Below are 18,672 nucleotides of genomic sequence, written 5' to 3'. Positions count from 1 at the left end.
TCATCCCCCTGGGGTCAGGAACCGTCCGTTCGGCGTGACGTGGTCGACGGGCAGGCCGCGTGACCACGTGGTCCGCACCACGCCCGTCAGCGTCCTGCCGTGATAGGGCGAGACCGGGTTGCGGTGGTGCAGAGCCGCCACGTCGACCGTGAACTCGGCCTCCGGGTCGAACGCCACCAGGTCGGCGTCCGTACCGGGCCGGATCCCCCCCTTGTACGGCAGGCCGGCCAGCGCCGCCGGCCCCTGGGCCATCCATCTGACGACGTCGGGCAGGCCGTACCCCCGTGCGAGGGCGGCGGTCCACACGACGGGCAGGCCGAGCTGGAGCGAGGAGATCCCGCCCCACGCCGCGGCGAAATCGGGCACTTTGAGATCGGGCGTCGACGGCGAATGGTCGGAGACGATCCCCATCAGCACGCCGTCGGCGAGGGCCTGCCAGAGGGCGTCGCGGTTGGCGGCCTCCCTGACGGGCGGGCAACACTTGAACGCCGGTCCGGTGACCTCCTCGGCGGTCAGGCAGAGGTAGTGGGGGCACGTCTCCGCGGTGATCCGGACGCCGGCGCGCTGGGCCCGGCGTAGCGGTTCGACGCAGGCGGCCGCCGAGACGTGCACGATGTGGGCACGCGCTCCCGTCTCCTCGGCGAGCTCGATCACCTGCTCGACGGCTCTCCGCTCGGCGTCGGGAGTTCGCGAGCGCAAGAAGTCCTGATATGTCGGGCCGGTCGGTTCGGTGAGCGAGGCGGGGTCCTCCGCGTGCGCGATGAGCAGCCCGTCGAACGTCGCGAGCTCGGTGAGGGCCTCGCGCAGGCCGTCGCGGTCGAGCGCGGGGAACTCATCGACGCCCGAAGGCGACAGGAAACACTTGACGCCGAAGACGCCGGCCTCGTGCAGCGGCCGCAGGTCCCCCACGTTGCCGGGCACGGCGCCGCCCCAGAAGCCGACGTCGACGTGGCACCGGCCCCGGGCGGCCTTCCGCTTGACCTCCAGCGCGGCCACGTCGACCGTGGGCGGCAGCGAGTTGAGCGGCATGTCGATGATCGTCGTCACGCCTCCGGCTGCGGCCGCCCGGGTGGCCGAGTCGAACCCCTCCCAGTGGGTGCGCCCGGGCTCGTTGACGTGGACGTGCGTGTCCACCAGGCCGGGCAGCAACGCGAGGTCTCCGAGGTCGACGGTCTCCCGCGCGGGCGGCGGCTCGTCATGGGGGCGCAGGGCCTCGATCCTGCCCGCCCGTACGGCGACGGCCAGTGGGCGCTCGCCTTCGGGGGTGACCGTCCGGCGTGACCGGACGACCAGGTCGTACGGCTCGCCGGCGCTCATTCGGCGACCGCCAGCAGCCGGCGGTGGGCACGGACTCCCGCCTCCGCGGCCTCGGCGTCGGAGACCGTGCGCAGCTCGCCGTCCTCGACCACCGTCCGGCCGCCCACCAGGAGCCTGGCCAGGGGCGGGGTCCGGCCGTACGCGAACGCCACGACGGGGTCGTCGATCGCCGCGTGGTAGCCGCCGAGCCGCCACAGCGCGATGTCGGCCAGCTTGCCGACCTCCAGAGAGCCGATCTCCTTGTCGCGTCCGAGGCATCTGGCCCCGCCCAAGGTGGCCAGCTCGAGCGCCTGGCGGGCGGTCAGGGCACGCGGGCCGTACCGGGCGCGCTGCATGAGCATCGCCATCCGCACCTCCCCCGCGAGCGGGGTCATCTCGCTGGAGGCCGCACCGTCGACGCCGAGGCCGACGGGGGCGCCCTCGCGCAGCAGGTCCGAGATCCTGGCGATGCCCGCGCCGAGACGCCCGTTGGACGACGGGCAGTGGGCCGTGCCCGTGCCGGTCAGGGCGAAGCGGCGTACGTCGGCGTCGGTCAGATGGACGCAGTGGGCGAGCCAGACGTCGGGGCCGAGCCAGTTGAGCTGCTCGAGGTACTCGACCGGGAGCATGCCGAACTGCTCGCGGCAGTGGTCGTCCTCGTCCGAGGTCTCCGCGATGTGGGTGTGCAGGCGCACGCCGTACGAGCGGGCGAGCTCGGCGGACCTGAGCATCAGGTCTCCGGTCACCGAGAACGGCGAGCAGGGCGCGACGGCGACGCGGAGCATCGAGCCGAACGACGGATCATGATATTTGCGGATGGCGTCCTCGGTGGCCTGGAGGACCTCGTCCGCCTCCTCGACAAGGTCGTCCGGCGGCAGCCCGCCCCGGGACTCACCGCGGTCCATCGAGCCGCGGCACGGGTGGAACCGCACGCCCACCTGCCGGGCGGCCTCGATCTCGGCGTCGAACAGGTCGCCGCGGCCTTTGGGGAAGACGTAGTGGTGGTCGGTCGACGTCGTGCAACCCGACCTGGCCAGCCAGGCCAGCCCGGCTGTCGCCGCCCCCGACACCACCTCGGCGTCCATCCGGCCCCACAGCCGGTAGCTGGCGACCAGCCACTCGAACAGCGTCCCGTCGGGTGTGACCCCCTGCGAGGCCCACTGGTAGAGGTGGTGATGGGTGTTGACGAGCCCGGGGGTCGCCAGGCAGCCGGATCCGTCGACGCGCTGCGCGCCGTCGGGTACGGCCGGCGCCGCGCCCGGGCCGACGGCGGTGATCCGGTCGTCCTCGACGACGATGTGGCCGGAGGGGATCTCCGCGCCGACGATCGGGACGATGTGGGCATTCTCGATGACGACGTGTCGCGTTGCATGATCACGCACAGGAAACTCGCAGGTCAGAGTGGGCGGCAGCGAAAGCGCGCATGATCACGGCTGGTGTTTGCGGGTGGCGGCCAGACGGACGGCGTCGAGGATCTTCTCGTATCCCGTGCACCGGCAGAGGTTGCCGGCCAGGGCCTCGCGGATTTCGGCGTCCTCCGGGACCCCGGGCGTGCTCTCGATCAGCGAATGCGCCTGGACGATCAGCCCGGGAGTGCAGAATCCGCACTGTACGGCTCCCGTCTCCACGAACGACCGCTGGACCTCGTCCAGTTCGCCGCCCGCGGCCAGTCCCTCCACCGTGATCACGTCCCGGCCCTCCGCCTGGCCGGCCGCGACCAGGCAGGCGCAGACCGGGGTCCCGTCCAGGTAGACCGTGCACGAACCGCACTCGCCCTGCTCGCAGGCGTTCTTGGCCCCCGGCAGGCCGAGCCGCTCCCTGAGGACGTAGAGCAGGCTCTCGCCTTCCCAGACGTCGTCGGCGGCCATCGACTCGCCGTTGACACTGATGTTCACCCTCATGCCGGCCCCCTCCCCGTGTAGTCGTTCCATGCCCACCCCAGCGTGCGGCGAGCCATCACGGCGAGCGAATGCAGCCGGTAGTCCGCCCGCCCGCGCACGTCGTCGATGGGCGCGGCCGCTCCGGCGACGAGTTCGCCGAACCTCCTGGCGACGTCGGGGTCCAGCGGCGAGCGCCCCTCCCAGTCGAGCTCGGCGGCCACGAACTCCTCCGCCTCGGCGGCGCGCCGGGGGGTGGGCGCCGCGGACCCGATGCCCGTCCCCACCCGCCGCTCCCCGGGATGCAGGGCGACGGCGAAGGAGCAGACCGCGATCACCATGGCGTTCCTGGTCCCGATCTTGGAGAAGTACTGCGGGCCGGTCGCCGCGGGGATCCGCACCGCGCGGATCAGCTCGTCCGGCTCCAGTGCGTGGCGTTTCACGCCGGTGTAGAACTCGGTGATCGGGATCATCCGCGTGCCGCGCACCGACTCCGCCTCCACGATCGCGCCGGACGCCAGGAGCGGCGGATGCGCGTCCCCCGCCGGTGACGCGGCGCCGAGGTTGCCCGCGACGGTGCCCCTGTTGCGGATCTGCGGCGACCCGACCGTCCGCGACGCCTGGGCGAGCCCGGGCAGGAGCGGGCCCAGTTCGGCGATCAGCCGGGTGTAGGTCACCCCGGATCCCACGCGGATCTCCGGCCCCGCCGTCGACCATCGGGTCAGTTCGGCCACGGGATTCAGGTCGATGAGGGCGGCAGGCCGCCCCTTGTCGAGGTTGATCTCCACCATGACGTCGGTGCCGCCCTGAATCGGCGTCGCCTCCGGCCGCTCGGCCTTGTACGCCAGGGCTTGTTCCCAGGTGAGAGGGCGCAGGAAGTCCATGGCGCTACTCCCAGGCCGGTCCGGCGGCGGGGGCGTCGTCCCGCAGGACCGCCCCCTCGATGAGCCCGTACGGCCGGTCGGCGGCGAAGTAGACCTCGTCCTCGTTGTCCAGGCCGAACGGCGACAGGTCGACGAGGAAGTGGTGCCTGTTGGGCAGCGAGAGCCGTACCTCGCAGATCTCGGGGCAGTCGTTCAGCACGCGGGACCCCATGGCGTAGAGCGTCTGCTGCAGGGAGAGGCTGTAGGTTCCGCCGAAGGCCGCGAGCAGCGCCTGCCGGGCGTTCTCGTACGACTTGTCGAAGGCGTCGCCGTCCGGGGCGGCGTGCCGCCAGGCGGCGTCGACGGCGGTGGCGAGGATCCGGTCGCGGGTCTCCGGCAGCGTCGTGTACTCGTCCTTGATGTAGCCCCAGAACTCCGAGTTCGTGGTGTTGAGGACGACCAGGCCGGTCAGCCCCGAGACGACCCACGCCTGGGAGCCGTCGTAGTGGGCCACGCAGGTGCGGGTCTCCCTGCCCGACCGGACGAAGGAGTGCCCGGAGTCGCCGTTGCGCTCCCAGGAGTACTCCTCGATCGCGACCCGCGCGTGGTGCACGGTCGGCTGGGAGTCCACGAAATGGCGGGCCAGGAGCAGGGCGAAGTCCTCGATCGCGCCGACGCCGTGCTTCTTGGCGAACGCGTGGACCGTGTTCTTCTGCGTGTCGGTGGCCAGCACCGCCGAGTTGTCCCCGCTGAGATGCACCTCGGCCATGTCGCCCGACAGCGAGGTGCTGACGTTGACGTCCTTGATGTGGTGGGCGTCGCCGTGCCTGGTGACCCGCACCACCCTCGTCTCGGCCTTGCCGTACCTGTTGGGACCCAAGATGATCACGCTAGCTCCCCCGATAGGTCGAGTACGCGAACGGGCTGAGCAGCAGCGGAACGTGGTGGTGCTCCCCGGCGTCGCGAATGGTGAAGACGATGCTGACCTCGGGGAAGAAGGCGTCCTGCCCGAGATAGGCGGCCGTGTCGAACACCAGCCGGTAGGTCCCGGGACGGGGGTCGCCGTCGGCGATCCACTCGCGGCCCAGGGGCGACCACTCGCGGATGCGGCCGTCGCCGTCGGTCCGCCCCTCGGCGACCGGCACGAACCCGTGCGGCGCGCGGCGCGAGAGCCGTACGAACAGGCCGGGGGCGGGCCGTCCCGTGGCGGTGTCGAGCACGTGGGTGGACAGGCTCATCGGCCCTCCCACAGCTTCGCCAGCCTCAGCTTCACGATCGCGTTCAGCTCCTCACGGACGATCTTCCGTTCGGACTCCTCGTCGCCCGCCAGCCGTTCGCGCAGGAAGGCCAGCATGTCCCCGGCACTTCGGCCGGTCGCGCAGACCAGGTAGACGTGCCCGAACCGCTCCTCGTAGGCGGCGTTGCCCTCCCGGATGGCGTCGAGAACCGCCTGGTCGGCCGCCGCGGTCCCTGACTGCTCGCTCCTCGACCAGGCCGCCTCCCTGCCGTCCCCGGCCGGGCGTTCACCGATCCGGGGGTGCGCCGCGAGCGCCTCCTCGACATCGGCCCAGGTCAGGCCGGCGATCGCCGCCTCCCCCGCGTCGACGAGCCCGGCGAGGTCCCGGTACGGCCCCCGCCGCGCGACCGCCGACACCCAGGCGGCGGACGCGCAGCAGGAGCGCAGTTCCTGCCGGCTGAGTTCACGCATGGCAGCAAGTAGACAACCCTGCGCGGGCCTGGTCCAGCAGCGGGAACTCCCAAGTGGCGGCCCCCGCACCCGCGCCGGTTTGTACGTTGACACAAAGGGAGCGGCCACAAAGGGGCCGACATTACGCTGGACGCATCATGACTTCAACGAATCTCATCGGCGGGCACGTGTTCGTCACGGGGGGCCTGGCGACCGGAGGGCTGAAATACGCCGCCGAGATCGGTGCGGAGATGATTCAGGTCTTCGTCACCAACCCGCGGGGCTGGGCGCTCAGCGTGGGCACCCCGGCCGAGGACGAAAAGCTGGCCGCGTCGAGCGTGCAGACCTTCGTCCACGCCAACTACCTGATCAACTTCGGCTCGCCCACTGCGGCGACGCTCGAGAACTCGGTCGCGGTGACCCGCCACACGCTGCGCCGCGCGGCGCAGGTCGGCGCTCGCGGCGTGGTCGTCCACACCGGGTCGGCCGTCAGCCAGTCGCGCGAGGACGCCATGCGCCAGGTGCGCGAGCACCTGCTGCCCCTCCTCGACGAGGTGGACGAGGACGGGCCCGACCTGCTGCTCGAGCCCATGGCCGGGCAGGGCCGGATGCTCTGCGCCACGGTGCAGGATCTCGGCCCCTACCTGGAGGCCCTCGATCATCACCCCAAGGTCGGCATCTGCCTGGACACCTGCCACGCGTTCGCCGCCGGTCACGACCTCGCCGCCCCCGACGGGGTGGCGGCCACCCTCGACGCGCTGCACCAGGTCGCCCCGGGCCGTCTCCGGCTGATCCACGCCAACGACTCCAAGGACGTGTGCGGCTCGAAGAAGGACCGGCACGAGAACATCGGGGCCGGGCACATCGGCGCGCAGGCGTTCGCCGAGCTCATGCGTCATCCGGTCGCCGCCGGGGTCTCGCTCTGCATCGAGACGCCGGGCAAGGGCGAAAAGCACCGGGAGGACATCGAGCTCCTCAAGAAGCTCCGGAGCGCCTGACCGTCCCGCAGGTCGTCCGGCCCATCTCGCGTGTACGTCTGACGGCCTCGTGTGTACGTCTGACGGCCTCGCGTGTCGTCTGATGGTCCCGCGTGTCGTTGACGGTCCCGCGTGTCGTCCGGCCGTCCCGCGTATGGGGACGGCGTCCCCCAGACGCCGTCCCGTCGCCCTTCCTCCTCGCGGTGTCCCCCCGGACCACCGCCCCTTCGTGATGGCGGCACCCCCGGCGACCGCCTTCACACGATGGCGTCCCCCCGGACCGCCACCTCCGGTGACGGCGCCCCAGGACCGCCACCCTGTGATCGCGGCGCCCCCCGGACGCCGCATCCCTTTGATCACGGCGCCCCCGGACGCCGTGTTCCCCGCTGCGATCCGGCGCCCCCGTATGGCCGGACCGCTACCGCGGACCCCCGTTACGCGGAGCCGGGCCCTCCCCCCCGGTAGGGCCCGCCCGGTAGCCCCAAGGTGACAACCTGCTCACTTTGATGACTACCCCGCGTGTCTTGCGACGCGGGAAAGACTACGAGCCGTAATCACACGGCCGGATGGGGCTTCGGACGAGCGGTCTCTAGTTCGCGCCATGCGGTGAGCCGAATCGCGATGAGCGGGGTCCAGGATGCGACGAACGGTCGCTCCTGTTGCACATCGGCCTCCCGACGCCTCCTGGGAGGCCGTCGCAGGGTTCAGCGGAGGTCGCCGGCGGGCACGGGACCGGTCCTGAACTGACGGACCAGCTGTTCACGGACCTGCCGGGTGTGCCGCCTGCTCACCGGGAGCACCTTGGAGCCGACCTGGAGGACCACACGGCCGGCGTCGAAGCGCAGCTCGCTGACGTGCCTGGCGTTCACCAGCGTGCTGCGATGGGCCCGGATGAAGCCGGAACCGCCCCAGCGCCGCTCGAGCGCCGCCAGCGACATCCGGACCAGGTAGGTGGAGTCGGCCGTGTGGAGGCGGACGTAGTCGCCGTGCGCCTCGGCGTGGGACACGTCCTGCTGGGCCAGGAACTTCGTCCGGCCGCCCAGCTCGACCGGGATGACGTCGGCGGCCTCCTCGCCCGTGGAGGGGGCCACGGCGGCCCACAGACGCCGTACGGCCTCCGCCAGCCGCTCGGGGCGTACCGGCTTCAGCAGGTAGTCGACGGCCTCCAGCTCGAAGGCCTGGACGGCGCAGTCATGGGCGCTGACGAAGATGAGACGCGGCGGAGAGGGGAAGCCGCCGATCAGCCGCGCGAGGTCCAGGCCGTCGAGGCCCGGCATGCGCACGTCGAGGAAGACCCCGTCGAGGCGTTCCCCGGCGGCGATCATCTGGACCATGTCCTGGAGCGCGGCGCCCCCGTCGGACGCCATGGCGACGTGCTCCACGCGGGCATCCTGGCGCAGGAGATAGGCGAGCTCGGACAGGGCGGGGACCTCGTCGTCGACAGCGAGAACGCGCAGCATGGCCACACCGTGCCCCGAGGCCCGCCCTCCGCGCAAGCCGTCTGTCGACAATCCGTGATATCGCGACTACGACGCGTTGTGGGCGGAGTGGCATTTGGGCACTCTCAGCCGGATTCGCGTCCCCTCGCCGGGAGCCGAGTCAACCACCAGGCCGTAATCGTGGCCGTAGATGTGGCGCATGCGCAGGTCGACGTTGCTCAGCCCGATCCCCGCCGTCCCGTCCTCTCCGAGGACGGCTCTGACGTGCTCGGGATCCATCCCGATCCCGTCGTCCTCGACCAGGATGTGCGCCTCGGGGCCCGCGTCCTTGATCACCACGCGGACCTCTCCGGGCATGCCGTGCTTGATGGCGTTCTCGACCAGAGGCTGCAGGCAGAGGAACGGCACCGGCACCCGCAGCACCTCCGGGGCCACCTGGACGGTGAAACGCATGCGGTCACCGAACCTCGCGCGCTCCAGCAGGAGGTAGCGGTCCACGCAGCTCAGCTCGTCGGCCAGCGTCGTGAAGTCGCGCACCCGGCGCAGGGCGTAGCGGGTGAAGTCGGCGAAGTCCAGCAGCAGTTCGCGGGCCCGCTCCGGATCGGTGCGGACGAACGAGGCGATCGTCGTCAGCGAGTTGTAGACGAAGTGGGGCGAGATCTGCGCCCGCAGCGCACGCATCTCGGCCTCCAGCATGCGCCTGCGCGAGGTGTCCAGCTCGGCCAGCTCCAGCTGCCCGGAGACCCAGCGGCCGACCTCCGTCGCCGTGCGCACCAGGACGGCGCTGACCTCGGCGTCGTAGACCGCCAGCGTGCCGATCATCCGTCCCTCGACCGTCAGCGGCACGAGCACGGCGCTCGGCTCCCCCGCGACCACGTGCGGGCGGCCGCCCATCATGACGACCCGTACCTCCGTGAGCACCCGGTCGTCGTCGGGCACGCCGTCCCCGTCACGGGCGAGCACCCGTTCGGCCGAGGTGATGGCCAGGGCCGAGGTCCCCAGCAACGTGCGCAGATGCCGTACGGCCTTGCGGGCGGAGTTCCCGTTCAGGCCGCCGCGGAGTGAGGGCGCGGCCAGGCCGGCGATGTGGAGGGCGAGATAGGTCGGCTCCCCCGCGAGCTCACCGCGGCCCGGTCTCCCGCGCGCGAAGGTGAACCCGAGCGCTCCGGTGACGGCGCACAGCCCCAGACAGGCGAGAACAGACACGCCGGTCACCGTAACGGCTCATGGGCCTCAGAGAGGGCCGTCGCCCGGCTCCTCCTGATATGAGTAGCGCTGCTCCGACCAGGGGTCGCCGACGTTGTGATAGCCGCGTTCCTCCCAGAAACCGCGCCTGTCCTCCGTCAGGTACTCGATCCCGCGCGCCCATTTCACGCTTTTCCATGCATAAAGGTGGGGAACCACGGCCCGGAGAGGGAACCCCCGTTCCGGCGGCAGCTGCTTGCCCTCGAGGTCGGTGGCGAACAGCGTCGTCTCCCGGGCGAAGTCGTCCATGCGGACGTTGGCGCTGTAGCCGTACTCGGCCCAGATCATCACGTGACGCACGCCCGGCGCGGGAGGGACCTGCGCCAGAAGCTCCGCGGCCGAAACGCCCTCCCACTCGTAACCCATGATCGAGAACTTGGTCACACAGTGGAAGTCGGCGATCACCGAGGTCCTGGGCAGAGCCGAGAACTGGTCCCAGGTGAACTCGTGGACCCGGCCGGTCTCCGTCGCCCCGAACACCTGGAAACGCCAGGTCAGCGGGCGGAACGTCGGCACTCTGCCGTAGTGGATGACGGGACGTCCTCGTGCGATGTGCTGCCCTGGGGGCAGGCGGTTCTCCTCCTCAGACATCTCCGGCACGCACCAATACTGTCACCTAGGGGTAGATCACTCACCACGGCCCCATGGCCTGGGGACGCGGGCTTCCATGTATGGGATATATTGCGGGACATGCGCAGTTTCTCGTTTTGGTATGGCGACGGACCCGTGAGGACCGATCGCCTCCACGTGCTGCGCTGACAGCCAAGGCGAACGAAGGCCCCGGGTCCGAAAGGATCCGGGGCCTTCTGCGTTTTCACGGGTTCCACAGATCACGGGTTCCACCGAGTCCCACCGGGTTTCCGTCGCACGGAGTCAGTCCGCGGCGCGGAGTCAGAAGGAGCGTCACATGGTCATCGTCATGGCCCCCGGGGCCACACAGGACGACATCGAGTCGGTCGTCGCCGTCGTCGCCTCCGCCGGGGGCGAGGCCTTCGTCAGCCGCGGAGTGAGCCGCACGATCATCGGACTGATCGGCGACGTGGAGCGGTTCGCGGCGCTGAACCTCCGGGGACTGGCCGGCGTGGCCGACGTGGTGCGCGTCTCCACGCCGTACAAGCTGGTCAGCAGGGACAACCATCCCGAACGGTCCACCGTGACCGTGCGCGGGGTCCCGATCGGCCCGGACACCGTCACCCTCATCGCCGGCCCGTGCGCGGTCGAGACCCCGGCACAGACCCTCGAGGCCGCCAAGATGGCGAAGGCGGCGGGCGCGACCCTGCTGCGCGGCGGGGCGTTCAAGCCGAGGACCTCGCCGTACGCCTTCCAGGGGCTCGGCGAGAAGGGCCTGCGCATCCTCGCGGACGTCCGGGAGCAGACCGGCCTGCCGATCGTCACCGAGGTGGTCGACGCCCACGACGTGGCGCTGGTCGCCTCCTACGCGGACATGCTGCAGGTGGGGACCCGCAACGCCCAGAACTTCGCGCTGCTCCAGGCCGTGGGCGCCGCGGGCAAGCCGGTCATGCTCAAGCGGGGCATGACCGCCACGATCGAGGAATGGCTGATGGCGGCCGAGTACATCGCGCAGCGGGGCAACCTCGACATCGTGCTGTGCGAGCGGGGCATCAGGACCTACGAGACGGCGACCCGCAACACCCTGGACATCTCGGCGGTGCCGGTGGTGCAGCGGTTGTCGCACCTTCCGGTCATCATCGACCCGTCCCACTCGGGCGGCCGCCGGGACCTCGTGCTGCCCCTCACCCGGGCTGCCATCGCCGTCGGGGCGGACGGAGTGATCATCGACGTCCACCCGCATCCCGAGCAGGCCCTGTGCGACGGCCCGCAGGCTCTGGTGAACGGCGACCTGGACGAGCTCGCCATGATCATGCAGGAGTTCCCCAAGCTCATGTCCCGAACCCTCGCCCAAGGCGCCTGATCCACCCCCCTCTCTCGGGTGATCATGCACAGGCTCGGTAATGCGTGGATTGACCTGCGCACATCGCCGAACCTGTGCATGATCACAACCAAATCGAGGTGGCGTGATCACAACGAATCAGGTGTCGGCGTCCAGGCGGTAGGGGCGGATGGAGTCGGCCAGCTGGGATGCCAGGTCTTCGGCGTCCAGGCGCTTCTCGATCAGCTTCAGGTCCTCGATCTTGGCCCGGGTCTCGGCGGAACGGGGAGCCAGCAGCGTGCAGCAGTCCTCATCGGGAAGCTCGGAGATCTCCAGGGTGCCGATCCGCCGCGCCTCCGCGATGATCTCGGTCTTGTCCAGCCCGATGAGGGGCCGGAGGATCGGCAGGTCGACGGCGTTGTCCTGCGCGGTGATGTTCGTCAGCGTCTGGGAGGAGACCTGACCGAGCGAGTCGCCCGTGACGAGCGCCTCGGCGTGGATCCGGTGGGCCACCTCCTCGGCCGTCTTCAGCATCAGCCGCCGCTGGGCGATCATGGCGAGCCGGTCCTGGCCCGACGCCCTGATCGACTGCTGGGCCTTGCCGAACGGCACGACCCACAGGCGGGACTTGCCCTGGAACTTGTCGAGGTTCCTGACCAGCGCGTACGCCTTGTAGATCGACTCCGACGTCGTGAACGGAATGCCGGAGAAGTGCAGGAAGTCCACCCGGAGCCCGCGGCGCATCATGCGGTACGCGGCGACCGGGGAGTCGATGCCGCCCGACATGAGCACCAGGCCACGGCCGCTGGAGCCGACCGGCAGGCCTCCCTGGCCGGCGATGCCGCCGGTGAACAGGAACACCTCGTCCCTGTCGACCTCGATGTGCACGGTCAGCTCGGGGTTCTTCAGGCTCACCGGCAGGCCGTAGGTGTCGTTGATCGCGCCGCCGACGAGGCGGTCCAGCTCGTTGGAGCGCAGCGGGAACCGCTTGTCCCGCCGCCGCGACCGCACGGCGAAGTGCGCCTTGCGTGCCACCTCGTCGCTGTCCTTGACGAGCTCGATGGCCGCCTTGGTGACGACCTCGGGGTCCTTGGCGACCCGCCACGCGAGGTGGATCAGGACCAGGCCGGGCACGTCGGACACCCGCTTGGCGACCGCCTCGGCCACCTCGACGCCCGTTCCGGCGGGGAGGAACAACGCGATGACGCCGTGCCGCTGACGGATCTCCACCGGGAAGTCCTTGAGCGCCGCCTTGATGTTCGCCCGCAGCCGCATCTCGAACAGCTCGCGGTTCCTGCCCTTGAGGACGACTTCGCCTAACTTGAGCAGGACGCAGGGCTCTCCGAGTGTGGTCATCGACATAGGTGGGAACCTCCGGACGGACATTTCATGCCACGGGCGACAACGCGCCGGCCCAGCGGGAACTTCCCCACTGTAGTGCCGTACGACATGGGCTCGTCCGCCCCCGCTGGTGTCAGTCCCGTTCCGTCAGGCCCTTCTCGATGGCGTAGCGCACCAACTCGACCCGGTTGTGGAGCTGGAGCTTGCTGAGCGTGTTCTGCACGTGGTTCTGGACCGTACGGTGGGACAGCACGAGCCTGGCCGCGATCTGCCTGTAGGACAGACCCTTGGCCACCAGCCGCAGCACCTCGGTCTCCCGCTCGGTCAGAACCGGACCCTCCGGTGCCGCGGGTTGCGCGGCCAGCCGCCGGTACTCCCCCAGCACCAGGCCGGCCAGCCCCGGCGTGAAGACGGCGTCGCCCTCCGCGGTACGCCGCACCGCGTCCAGGAAGTCCTCCTTGCTCGCCGATTTCACGAGATATCCGGATGCGCCCGCCTTGACGGCTTCGAGGACGTCCTCAGGCTCGGCACTCGCCGACAGGACGAGGACACGGGGCGGATCGTCGGAGGCGCCGAGCCCCCTGGCGACCTCCACTCCCGGCAGATCCGGCAGCTGAAGGTCCAGCACCACCACGTCGGGCCGTACGGCCGCCGCGACGCGGAGCGCCTGCCGCCCCTCCCCCGTGCTGGCCACCACCTCGTAGCCGGCCTCGCCCAGGTCGCGGGCGACGGCGTCCCGCCACATCGGATGATCGTCCACCACCATGACCCGCATGACCGGCCCCGCCTCCCCAGGATCTCGGACATTCATACACGCCACCAACGGCCGGCGTCCGCGGGGACCGACAGCTCGATCTCGGTGCCCGCGTGCGAGGAGGTGATCTCCACCGTTCCCCCGATGTCCGCGATGCGGCCCCGGATCGACCGGGCGACGCCCATCCGGCCGTCGGCCGCGGCCTGCTCCAGCCGTCCGTCGGGAATGCCGGGCCCCTCGTCCCGTACGGACACCGTCACCGCCTCCCCGTCCTGCTCCGCGAACACCCACGCGCGGGTGCCCTCCGCGCAGTGCTTCGAGACGTTGTCGAGCGCTGCGCCGACGGCCGCGCCCACCTCGTGCGCCGTCCCCGCCGACAGGAACAGCGGAGTGGCGGGGGCGGAGACCGTCACCCGCGCGCTGCCGTACGGTCTGAGGAGGTCGCGCAGGTCGACCCGGTCGGCGGGCCCGCCCTTCCCGGGAACCCGGAGAGCACGCTGCCTGGGTCCTCGCTGACCTGTGAGGCCGTCTTCGGCGAGATCGTCCGTGGGCGCCGGGACCTGGACGAGAGCCCGCAGGGCGGACTCCTGTTCCCCGGCCAGCCTGCCGAGCTCCGCCGCTTCGCCGCCGATCTCGGCGCCCCTCCTCTGCACGAGAGCGAGGACCTGGAGCACGGAGTCGTGGATCCCGCGGGCCAACCGCTCGCGCTCCCGGCCGGCGGCCTCGAGCTGAACGGCCCGCCGCATGAGCTCCTCCGCCTCCCTCGCGAGCTGGGCGACATGGCCGACGACGACCCCGGCGAGGAAGAGCAGCACCGCGCCGTTCACCGGGAGGGAGGCGAAGTTCATGCCCTGTGACCCGCGCAACCACAGGTCGGCGGCCGACAGGATCGCGGCGGAGGCCGCCCCGGCCCGGCGGCCCCGGGCGACGCCCCACGCCAGTGCGGGACCGGCGACCCACGTCGCGGTGATCGGCATCACTCCGCCGGAGATGGCGGCCCGGTCCTGCACGAGCGGCGCCGAGAGCAGGCACCCGGCGGTCACGGCCAGGTCGGCGAGGAGCAGCGGCCACGACGCCCGGGCGGAGGGATAGGCCGCGGCCGTGAAGGCGGTCCAGGTGGCCATGACCACGATGACGAGCCATCCGGCGACGGGATGTCCGTAACCGCCGGCGCGTGCCAGCAGGATGGCCGCGTACACGACGGAGGCGATCCTGAAGACCGCGATAGCGCGCCAGAACGGTCCCTCGATCCCCAAATGTCCCTCCCCACCATCGGCGCACGGCGATTTCGTACGGCACGGCGGCCGTCACCGATTTCGTTTCTCTCAGCGGTATATCCCGGAACGCGCCCCGCACGTGCGACACAAGACATATCCGATTCGCCCACAAGACGAATAGAGGGTCAATGAGGTCGAAAGGGAGAAGAATGGTGACTCCTGAACGCCGTCGCGGCCGGGTCGCAGCCGTGCCGTACGACGGGACGGGCCCGCCCGGACGTCGTGTCCGGGCAGGCCCGTACGGAGAGGGATCCGCTCGATCAGCCGAAGAAGACCTCGGCCTCCTCGTAGCGGGAGGCGGGGACGGTCTTCAGCTCGGCCGTGGCGTCGCCGAGGCCGACCCGGACGATGTCCGTGCCCTTCAGGCCGACCATCTTGCCGAAGTCGCCCTCGTGGACGGCGTCGATCGCGCCGAGGCCGAACCGGGTGGCCAGCACGCGGTCGTAGGCCGTCGGGGTGCCGCCCCGCTGGATGTGGCCGAGGACGGTCGTGCGGGCCTCCTTGCCCGTGCGCTTCTCGATCTCCTGGGCGAGCAGCTCGCCGATGCCGCCGAGCCGTACGTGGCCGAAGGCGTCGAGCTCGCCGGCCTGCAGGGCCATCTGGCCCTCGATCGGGTGGGCGCCCTCGGCGACGACGATGATCGGCGCGTAGCGGGTCTTGAAGCGCGACTCGACGTAGGAGCAGACCTTGTCGATGTCGAACGGCTTCTCCGGGATCAGGATGACGTTGGCTCCCGCGGCCATGCCTGCGTGCAGCGCGATCCAGCCCGCGTGGCGGCCCATGACCTCGCAGATGAGCGCGCGGTGGTGGGACTCCGCCGTGGTGTGAAGCCGGTCGATGGCCTCCATCGCAATGTTGACCGCGGTGTCGAAGCCGAACGTGTAGTCGGTCGCGTTGAGGTCGTTGTCGATCGTCTTGGGCACGCCGACGACGTTCACGCCCCGGTCGTAGAGCTGCTTGGCCACACCCAGGGTGTCCTCGCCGCCGATGGCGATCAACGCGTCGACGCCGTGCGTGACCAGGTTCTCCTTGATCCGCTCCACGCCGCCCTCGATCTTGATCGGGTTGGTGCGGGAGGAGCCGAGGATGGTGCCGCCGCGCGGGAGGATGCCCCGGACGGCCTGGATGTCCAGCGGCATGGTCTCGCCCTCGAGGGGGCCGCGCCAGCCGTCGCGGAAACCGACGAACTCGTGCCCGTAAACGCCCACGCCCTTGCGGACGACGGCGCGGATCACGGCGTTGAGCCCGGGGCAGTCGCCGCCTCCGGTGAGCACTCCGATACGCATGACGGGATCCTCCACATGAGTTACGCGCATATGAGATAGGCGGCCAGACTGGTGTGAACGTCACCTCGTCGCCGGAACGCATTCTGCCCCAGCCGCCAACAATGGTCTAGACCATCAGTGAGGCTACGCGACGGAACCGGTCACAACAACGCAGGGCACGCCCAGGTGAACACCATTGGTCAGCCGGGCCCGGCGGCCTGCGGGATTCACAGTCTCCCACTCCTCGGCGTACTTCACGTACGACTTGCGTTCCGATATGTTTGACGGAGTCAATTAGTTCGTTGAGGTGGGCAATGGATATGGTGTCCGAGGTCAGAGCGTTCAACCGCTTCTATACGGAGGTCATCGGGGTCCTCCAGGTGGGCCTCCTGGACACCGACTACTCCCTGACCGAGGCCAGAGTGCTCTTCGAGCTGGGCACCCGGGACGCGGCGGAGGTCACCGTCCTTCGCAACCTGCTCGATCTCGACCCGGGCTACCTCAGCAGGATCCTCACGAGGTTCGAGGCCGACGGGCTGATCGCCCGGGAACGGTCGGCCGAGGACGGCCGCCGCCAGATCGTGCGGATCACAGACTCCGGCGCGAGGGCGTACGGCCTCCTCGACGACCGCTCGTCCGCCGAGGTGAGGAGCATGCTCGCCGCGCTGACCCCGGAGGAGCGCCGCAAGCTGGTCTCGCACATGACGGCGATCCGCGCCCTCCTCGACCGGCACGACCCGCGGGGGCCGTACGTCATCAGACCGCTGCGGCCGGGAGACCTCGGCTGGGTGGTGCACCGGCACGGCGTCCTCTACAGCCAGGAGTACAGCTGGGGCACGGGCTTCGAGGCCCTCGTGGCCCGGATCCTCGCCGACTACGTGGACGGCCACGACCCGCGGCGCGAGTCAGGCTGGATCGCGGAGGTGGAGGGCGAGCCCGCCGGCTGCGTGTTCTGCATGCGCAAGGACGACGAGACGGCCCAGCTCCGACTTCTGCTGGTGGAACCGTCCGCGCGCGGGATGGGGATCGGCAGGCGGCTCGTCGAGGAGTGCCTGGCGTTCGCCCGCCACGCCGGATACCGGGAGATCATGCTCTGGACCAGGGAGAACCTGACGAGTGCGCGCCGCATCTACGCAGGCGCGGGATTCGAGCTCACCGAGCGGCACGAGGGCGAGGAGTCCGGCCAGGCCGTCGTCGACGAGATCTGGACTCGCGCCCTCTAGGTGCCGCCGTCGGGACCGTTCACCGGGGCCGGCAGGCGGTCACCTTGGGCCGGCCGCCGTCAGCCGCGGAAGGGGCCTGCCACCTCGTAGGTGATCCCACCCGCCCCCGCGCCCGTCCCACCCCACTGGGCCGAGAAGTAGAGCCTGTGCCCGTCAGGCGAGAAGGCCAGTCCCGTGATCCGCGACCTCTCGTGACCGACCACGCGGACGAAGGGCTCGACCATGCCCCCGGGGCTGATGACCGTGATCTCCGTGATGCCCTCGTCCTCGGCGACGTAGGCGTCACCCGACCTCACGACCGTGTCGCGCTCGGCGTCGCTCTGGGCGCCGCCGGTCCGGCTCTCCGTCCCGTACGACTCCGCGCGCCCGTCGTAGAGGACGGTGATCCGGTCGCCGGTGGCGTCGTAGGCCCACATGCGATCGTCGCCTCTGGTGGTGAAGTAGCAGAAACCCTCTGAATAGTGACAGCCTTCACCGCCGTTGAAACGTCTCGCCCCGGCGACCTGCTCGCGAACGGGCTCGAACATCGCCGCGGGGTTGGGCACCCGCTGCCAGGTCACCGCCTCGCAGTCCGGCGACCCGGCCATCACCTCGAGCGTGCCGGTGGTGAGATCCCCCCAGTCGCCGGGACGGAAGCGGTAGAAACAGCCGTCGGGCTCGTCCTCGGTGAGATAGACGACTCCGCGGTCGGGATCACAGGTGAGCCCGTCATGCCTGAACTGCCCCATGGCCAGGCGCGGCATCGCGGCGCGCTGGCCGTACGGGTCGCACTCGAAGACCCGCCCCTGTGAGGTCTTCTCCCCCGACAACCACGTCTGCCAGGGCGTCGCCGCGCCCGCGCCGTTCAGATCGGTTCCCGACAGGATCCGGCAGGCGCCGCCGATCGTCCCGTCCGGCTCGAACCGCACGGCCGAGACCCCGCCGAGCAGCGGCACGGCCGAGTTGGAGACGTAGATCCATCCTTCGCCGTCGAGGAAACAGGCGCCGCCGTCCGGCGCGGCGTGCCACGTCACCCCGCCGACGCGATGGCCGGATCGGCCGATGACCCTGCTGGTGAAACCCTCGGCGAGCGCGAGGCCGTTGCCGTCCGGCGCCCGGAGGCCGCCGTACGGCGCCGGCGTCTCGACGGGAACGGACTCGGACTCCGCGCCGCCCGTTCCCGGGCGCGCCGCCCGGGGGGACGTCGCGGTGCACGCCGAACGCCAGAGCGAACCCGACAGGACGGCCAGCGCTCTGGACCGGACGAACGTACGGCTCACCGTGATCCCTCCTCCATCTGCGCGTTTCCACTGCGTATGCGTCTGTGATCCGCGTGCCCGCGGTTCCGCCGTGCCACGTGCGCGCCTGCGGGCCGTTCCGCGCGGTCGCGCCGTCCGCGGTGGGAGGGCTCGGCACGGCGCGTGGTCCGACGTCGTGGTGTGACGTCCTGGTGCGACGTTGTGCGTCCGGCCTGCCGATGCGCCGATGTGCTCGCGCCCTCGTTGTGCGACGCCGTGATGTGACGTCGTGGTGTGAACCGATGCCTGCGGCCGCGGGC

General features: G+C 70.7%; 18 protein-coding genes. 3 read left to right on the top strand and 15 right to left on the bottom strand.

The annotated features are described in order from the left end of the window. The 7 genes from allB to uraD are packed head-to-tail and all read right to left on the bottom strand — an operon-like array spanning position 1 to position 5,744. On the bottom strand, positions 1-1,317 hold the full coding sequence (allB, locus tag Pph01_RS01515; RefSeq protein ID WP_204071051.1) for an allantoinase AllB: 1,317 nt from the start codon (positions 1,315-1,317) through the stop codon (positions 1-3). After that, positions 1,314-2,678 carry an 8-oxoguanine deaminase gene (locus tag Pph01_RS01510; protein ID WP_204071050.1) on the bottom strand — a complete coding sequence of 455 codons (1,365 nt, stop codon included), beginning with the start codon at positions 2,676-2,678 and terminating at the stop codon, positions 1,314-1,316. Before Pph01_RS01510 ends, allB begins: the two co-directional genes overlap by 4 nt. 45 nt (positions 2,679-2,723) lie before the next feature. Then, complete coding sequence (locus Pph01_RS01505; RefSeq protein WP_204071049.1) at positions 2,724-3,197, bottom strand: (2Fe-2S)-binding protein; 474 nt, start codon at positions 3,195-3,197, stop codon at positions 2,724-2,726. Then, positions 3,194-4,057, bottom strand: a complete 864-nt coding sequence (locus Pph01_RS01500; RefSeq protein WP_204071048.1) for an FAD binding domain-containing protein — start codon at positions 4,055-4,057, stop codon at positions 3,194-3,196. Before Pph01_RS01500 ends, Pph01_RS01505 begins: the two co-directional genes overlap by 4 nt. Before the next feature lie 4 nt (positions 4,058-4,061). Next, positions 4,062-4,925 (bottom strand): factor-independent urate hydroxylase, encoded by an 864-nt coding sequence (gene pucL / locus Pph01_RS01495; protein ID WP_204071047.1) that lies wholly within the window; start codon positions 4,923-4,925, stop codon positions 4,062-4,064. A gap of 1 nt (position 4,926) precedes the next feature. Further along, positions 4,927-5,274, bottom strand: a complete 348-nt coding sequence (gene uraH, locus Pph01_RS01490; RefSeq protein WP_204071046.1) for a hydroxyisourate hydrolase — start codon at positions 5,272-5,274, stop codon at positions 4,927-4,929. Beyond that, positions 5,271-5,744, bottom strand: coding sequence for a 2-oxo-4-hydroxy-4-carboxy-5-ureidoimidazoline decarboxylase (gene uraD, locus Pph01_RS01485; RefSeq protein WP_204071045.1), 474 nt, complete (start codon positions 5,742-5,744; stop codon positions 5,271-5,273). The genes uraH and uraD overlap by 4 nt, the downstream gene beginning before the upstream one ends. A gap of 137 nt (positions 5,745-5,881) precedes the next feature. On the opposite strand from uraD, the gene Pph01_RS01480 reads away from it, so the two are divergent. After that, entirely contained in the window at positions 5,882-6,721 is an 840-nt protein-coding gene (locus Pph01_RS01480) for a deoxyribonuclease IV (RefSeq protein ID WP_204071044.1), read from the top strand. A gap of 683 nt (positions 6,722-7,404) precedes the next feature. On the opposite strand, the gene Pph01_RS01475 is transcribed toward Pph01_RS01480, so the two are convergent. The 3 genes from Pph01_RS01475 to Pph01_RS01465 form a co-directional block, all read right to left on the bottom strand. Continuing rightward, positions 7,405-8,160, bottom strand: a complete 756-nt coding sequence (locus Pph01_RS01475; protein ID WP_204071043.1) for a LytR/AlgR family response regulator transcription factor — start codon at positions 8,158-8,160, stop codon at positions 7,405-7,407. 66 nt (positions 8,161-8,226) lie between these two features. Continuing rightward, positions 8,227-9,345: a sensor histidine kinase gene (locus Pph01_RS01470; RefSeq protein ID WP_204071042.1), complete on the bottom strand. Its 1,119-nt coding sequence runs from the start codon at positions 9,343-9,345 to the stop codon at positions 8,227-8,229. Positions 9,346-9,372: 27 nt separating this feature from the next. Further along, positions 9,373-9,975, bottom strand: coding sequence for a sulfite oxidase-like oxidoreductase (locus tag Pph01_RS01465; RefSeq protein ID WP_204071285.1), 603 nt, complete (start codon positions 9,973-9,975; stop codon positions 9,373-9,375). Positions 9,976-10,291: 316 nt separating this feature from the next. Here Pph01_RS01465 and aroF point away from each other — a divergent pair, with 316 nt between their 5' ends. After that, positions 10,292-11,317, top strand: coding sequence for a 3-deoxy-7-phosphoheptulonate synthase (gene aroF, locus Pph01_RS01460; RefSeq protein WP_204071041.1), 1,026 nt, complete (start codon positions 10,292-10,294; stop codon positions 11,315-11,317). A 117-nt stretch (positions 11,318-11,434) separates the two neighbouring features. Here aroF and thiI read toward each other — a convergent pair whose 3' ends face one another. The 4 genes from thiI to Pph01_RS01440 all read right to left on the bottom strand — a co-directional run bounded on the left by thiI (position 11,435) and on the right by Pph01_RS01440 (position 15,933). Further along, positions 11,435-12,637, bottom strand: coding sequence for a tRNA uracil 4-sulfurtransferase ThiI (gene thiI, locus Pph01_RS01455; RefSeq protein WP_204071040.1), 1,203 nt, complete (start codon positions 12,635-12,637; stop codon positions 11,435-11,437). Between the two features lie 112 nt (positions 12,638-12,749). Next, positions 12,750-13,427 (bottom strand): response regulator, encoded by a 678-nt coding sequence (locus Pph01_RS01450; protein ID WP_204071039.1) that lies wholly within the window; start codon positions 13,425-13,427, stop codon positions 12,750-12,752. Next, entirely contained in the window at positions 13,424-14,626 is a 1,203-nt protein-coding gene (gene macS, locus Pph01_RS01445; RefSeq protein WP_239116341.1) for a MacS family sensor histidine kinase, read from the bottom strand. Before macS ends, Pph01_RS01450 begins: the two co-directional genes overlap by 4 nt. A 281-nt stretch (positions 14,627-14,907) precedes the next feature. After that, positions 14,908-15,933 carry a 6-phosphofructokinase gene (locus Pph01_RS01440; protein WP_204071038.1) on the bottom strand — a complete coding sequence of 342 codons (1,026 nt, stop codon included), beginning with the start codon at positions 15,931-15,933 and terminating at the stop codon, positions 14,908-14,910. 293 nt (positions 15,934-16,226) lie between these two features. Between Pph01_RS01440 and Pph01_RS01435 the strand changes: the two genes are divergently transcribed. Further along, positions 16,227-17,135, top strand: coding sequence for a bifunctional helix-turn-helix transcriptional regulator/GNAT family N-acetyltransferase (locus Pph01_RS01435; RefSeq protein ID WP_204071037.1), 909 nt, complete (start codon positions 16,227-16,229; stop codon positions 17,133-17,135). A 59-nt stretch (positions 17,136-17,194) separates the two neighbouring features. On the opposite strand, the gene Pph01_RS01430 is transcribed toward Pph01_RS01435, so the two are convergent. Next, positions 17,195-18,394: an alkaline phosphatase PhoX gene (locus Pph01_RS01430; protein ID WP_239116340.1), complete on the bottom strand. Its 1,200-nt coding sequence runs from the start codon at positions 18,392-18,394 to the stop codon at positions 17,195-17,197. Positions 18,395-18,672: the final 278 nt, after the last annotated feature.

Source organism: Planotetraspora phitsanulokensis (assembly GCF_016863295.1).
Lineage (GTDB): Bacteria > Actinomycetota > Actinomycetes > Streptosporangiales > Streptosporangiaceae > Planotetraspora > Planotetraspora phitsanulokensis.
Note: the sequence above shows the minus strand (reverse complement) of the source record. Positions and strands in the feature narration are given on the sequence as shown.

Bases quoted from the DNA above. Each gene is read 5' to 3' on its own strand.
- uraD (WP_204071045.1), bottom strand. From the start codon at position 5,744: ATGCGTGAACTCAGCCGGCAGGAACTGCGCTCCTGCTGCGCGTCCGCC.
- allB (WP_204071051.1), bottom strand. From the start codon at position 1,317: ATGAGCGCCGGCGAGCCGTACGACCTGGTCGTCCGGTCACGCCGGACG.
- uraH (WP_204071046.1), bottom strand. From the start codon at position 5,274: ATGAGCCTGTCCACCCACGTGCTCGACACCGCCACGGGACGGCCCGCC.
- Pph01_RS01480 (WP_204071044.1), top strand. From the start codon at position 5,882: ATGACTTCAACGAATCTCATCGGCGGGCACGTGTTCGTCACGGGGGGC.
- Pph01_RS01450 (WP_204071039.1), bottom strand. From the start codon at position 13,427: ATGAATGTCCGAGATCCTGGGGAGGCGGGGCCGGTCATGCGGGTCATG.
- Pph01_RS01440 (WP_204071038.1), bottom strand. From the start codon at position 15,933: ATGCGTATCGGAGTGCTCACCGGAGGCGGCGACTGCCCCGGGCTCAAC.
- Pph01_RS01505 (WP_204071049.1), bottom strand. From the start codon at position 3,197: ATGAGGGTGAACATCAGTGTCAACGGCGAGTCGATGGCCGCCGACGAC.
- Pph01_RS01435 (WP_204071037.1), top strand. From the start codon at position 16,227: ATGGATATGGTGTCCGAGGTCAGAGCGTTCAACCGCTTCTATACGGAG.
- aroF (WP_204071041.1), top strand. From the start codon at position 10,292: ATGGTCATCGTCATGGCCCCCGGGGCCACACAGGACGACATCGAGTCG.
- Pph01_RS01500 (WP_204071048.1), bottom strand. From the start codon at position 4,057: ATGGACTTCCTGCGCCCTCTCACCTGGGAACAAGCCCTGGCGTACAAG.
- Pph01_RS01465 (WP_204071285.1), bottom strand. From the start codon at position 9,975: ATGTCTGAGGAGGAGAACCGCCTGCCCCCAGGGCAGCACATCGCACGA.
- Pph01_RS01475 (WP_204071043.1), bottom strand. From the start codon at position 8,160: ATGCTGCGCGTTCTCGCTGTCGACGACGAGGTCCCCGCCCTGTCCGAG.
- thiI (WP_204071040.1), bottom strand. From the start codon at position 12,637: ATGTCGATGACCACACTCGGAGAGCCCTGCGTCCTGCTCAAGTTAGGC.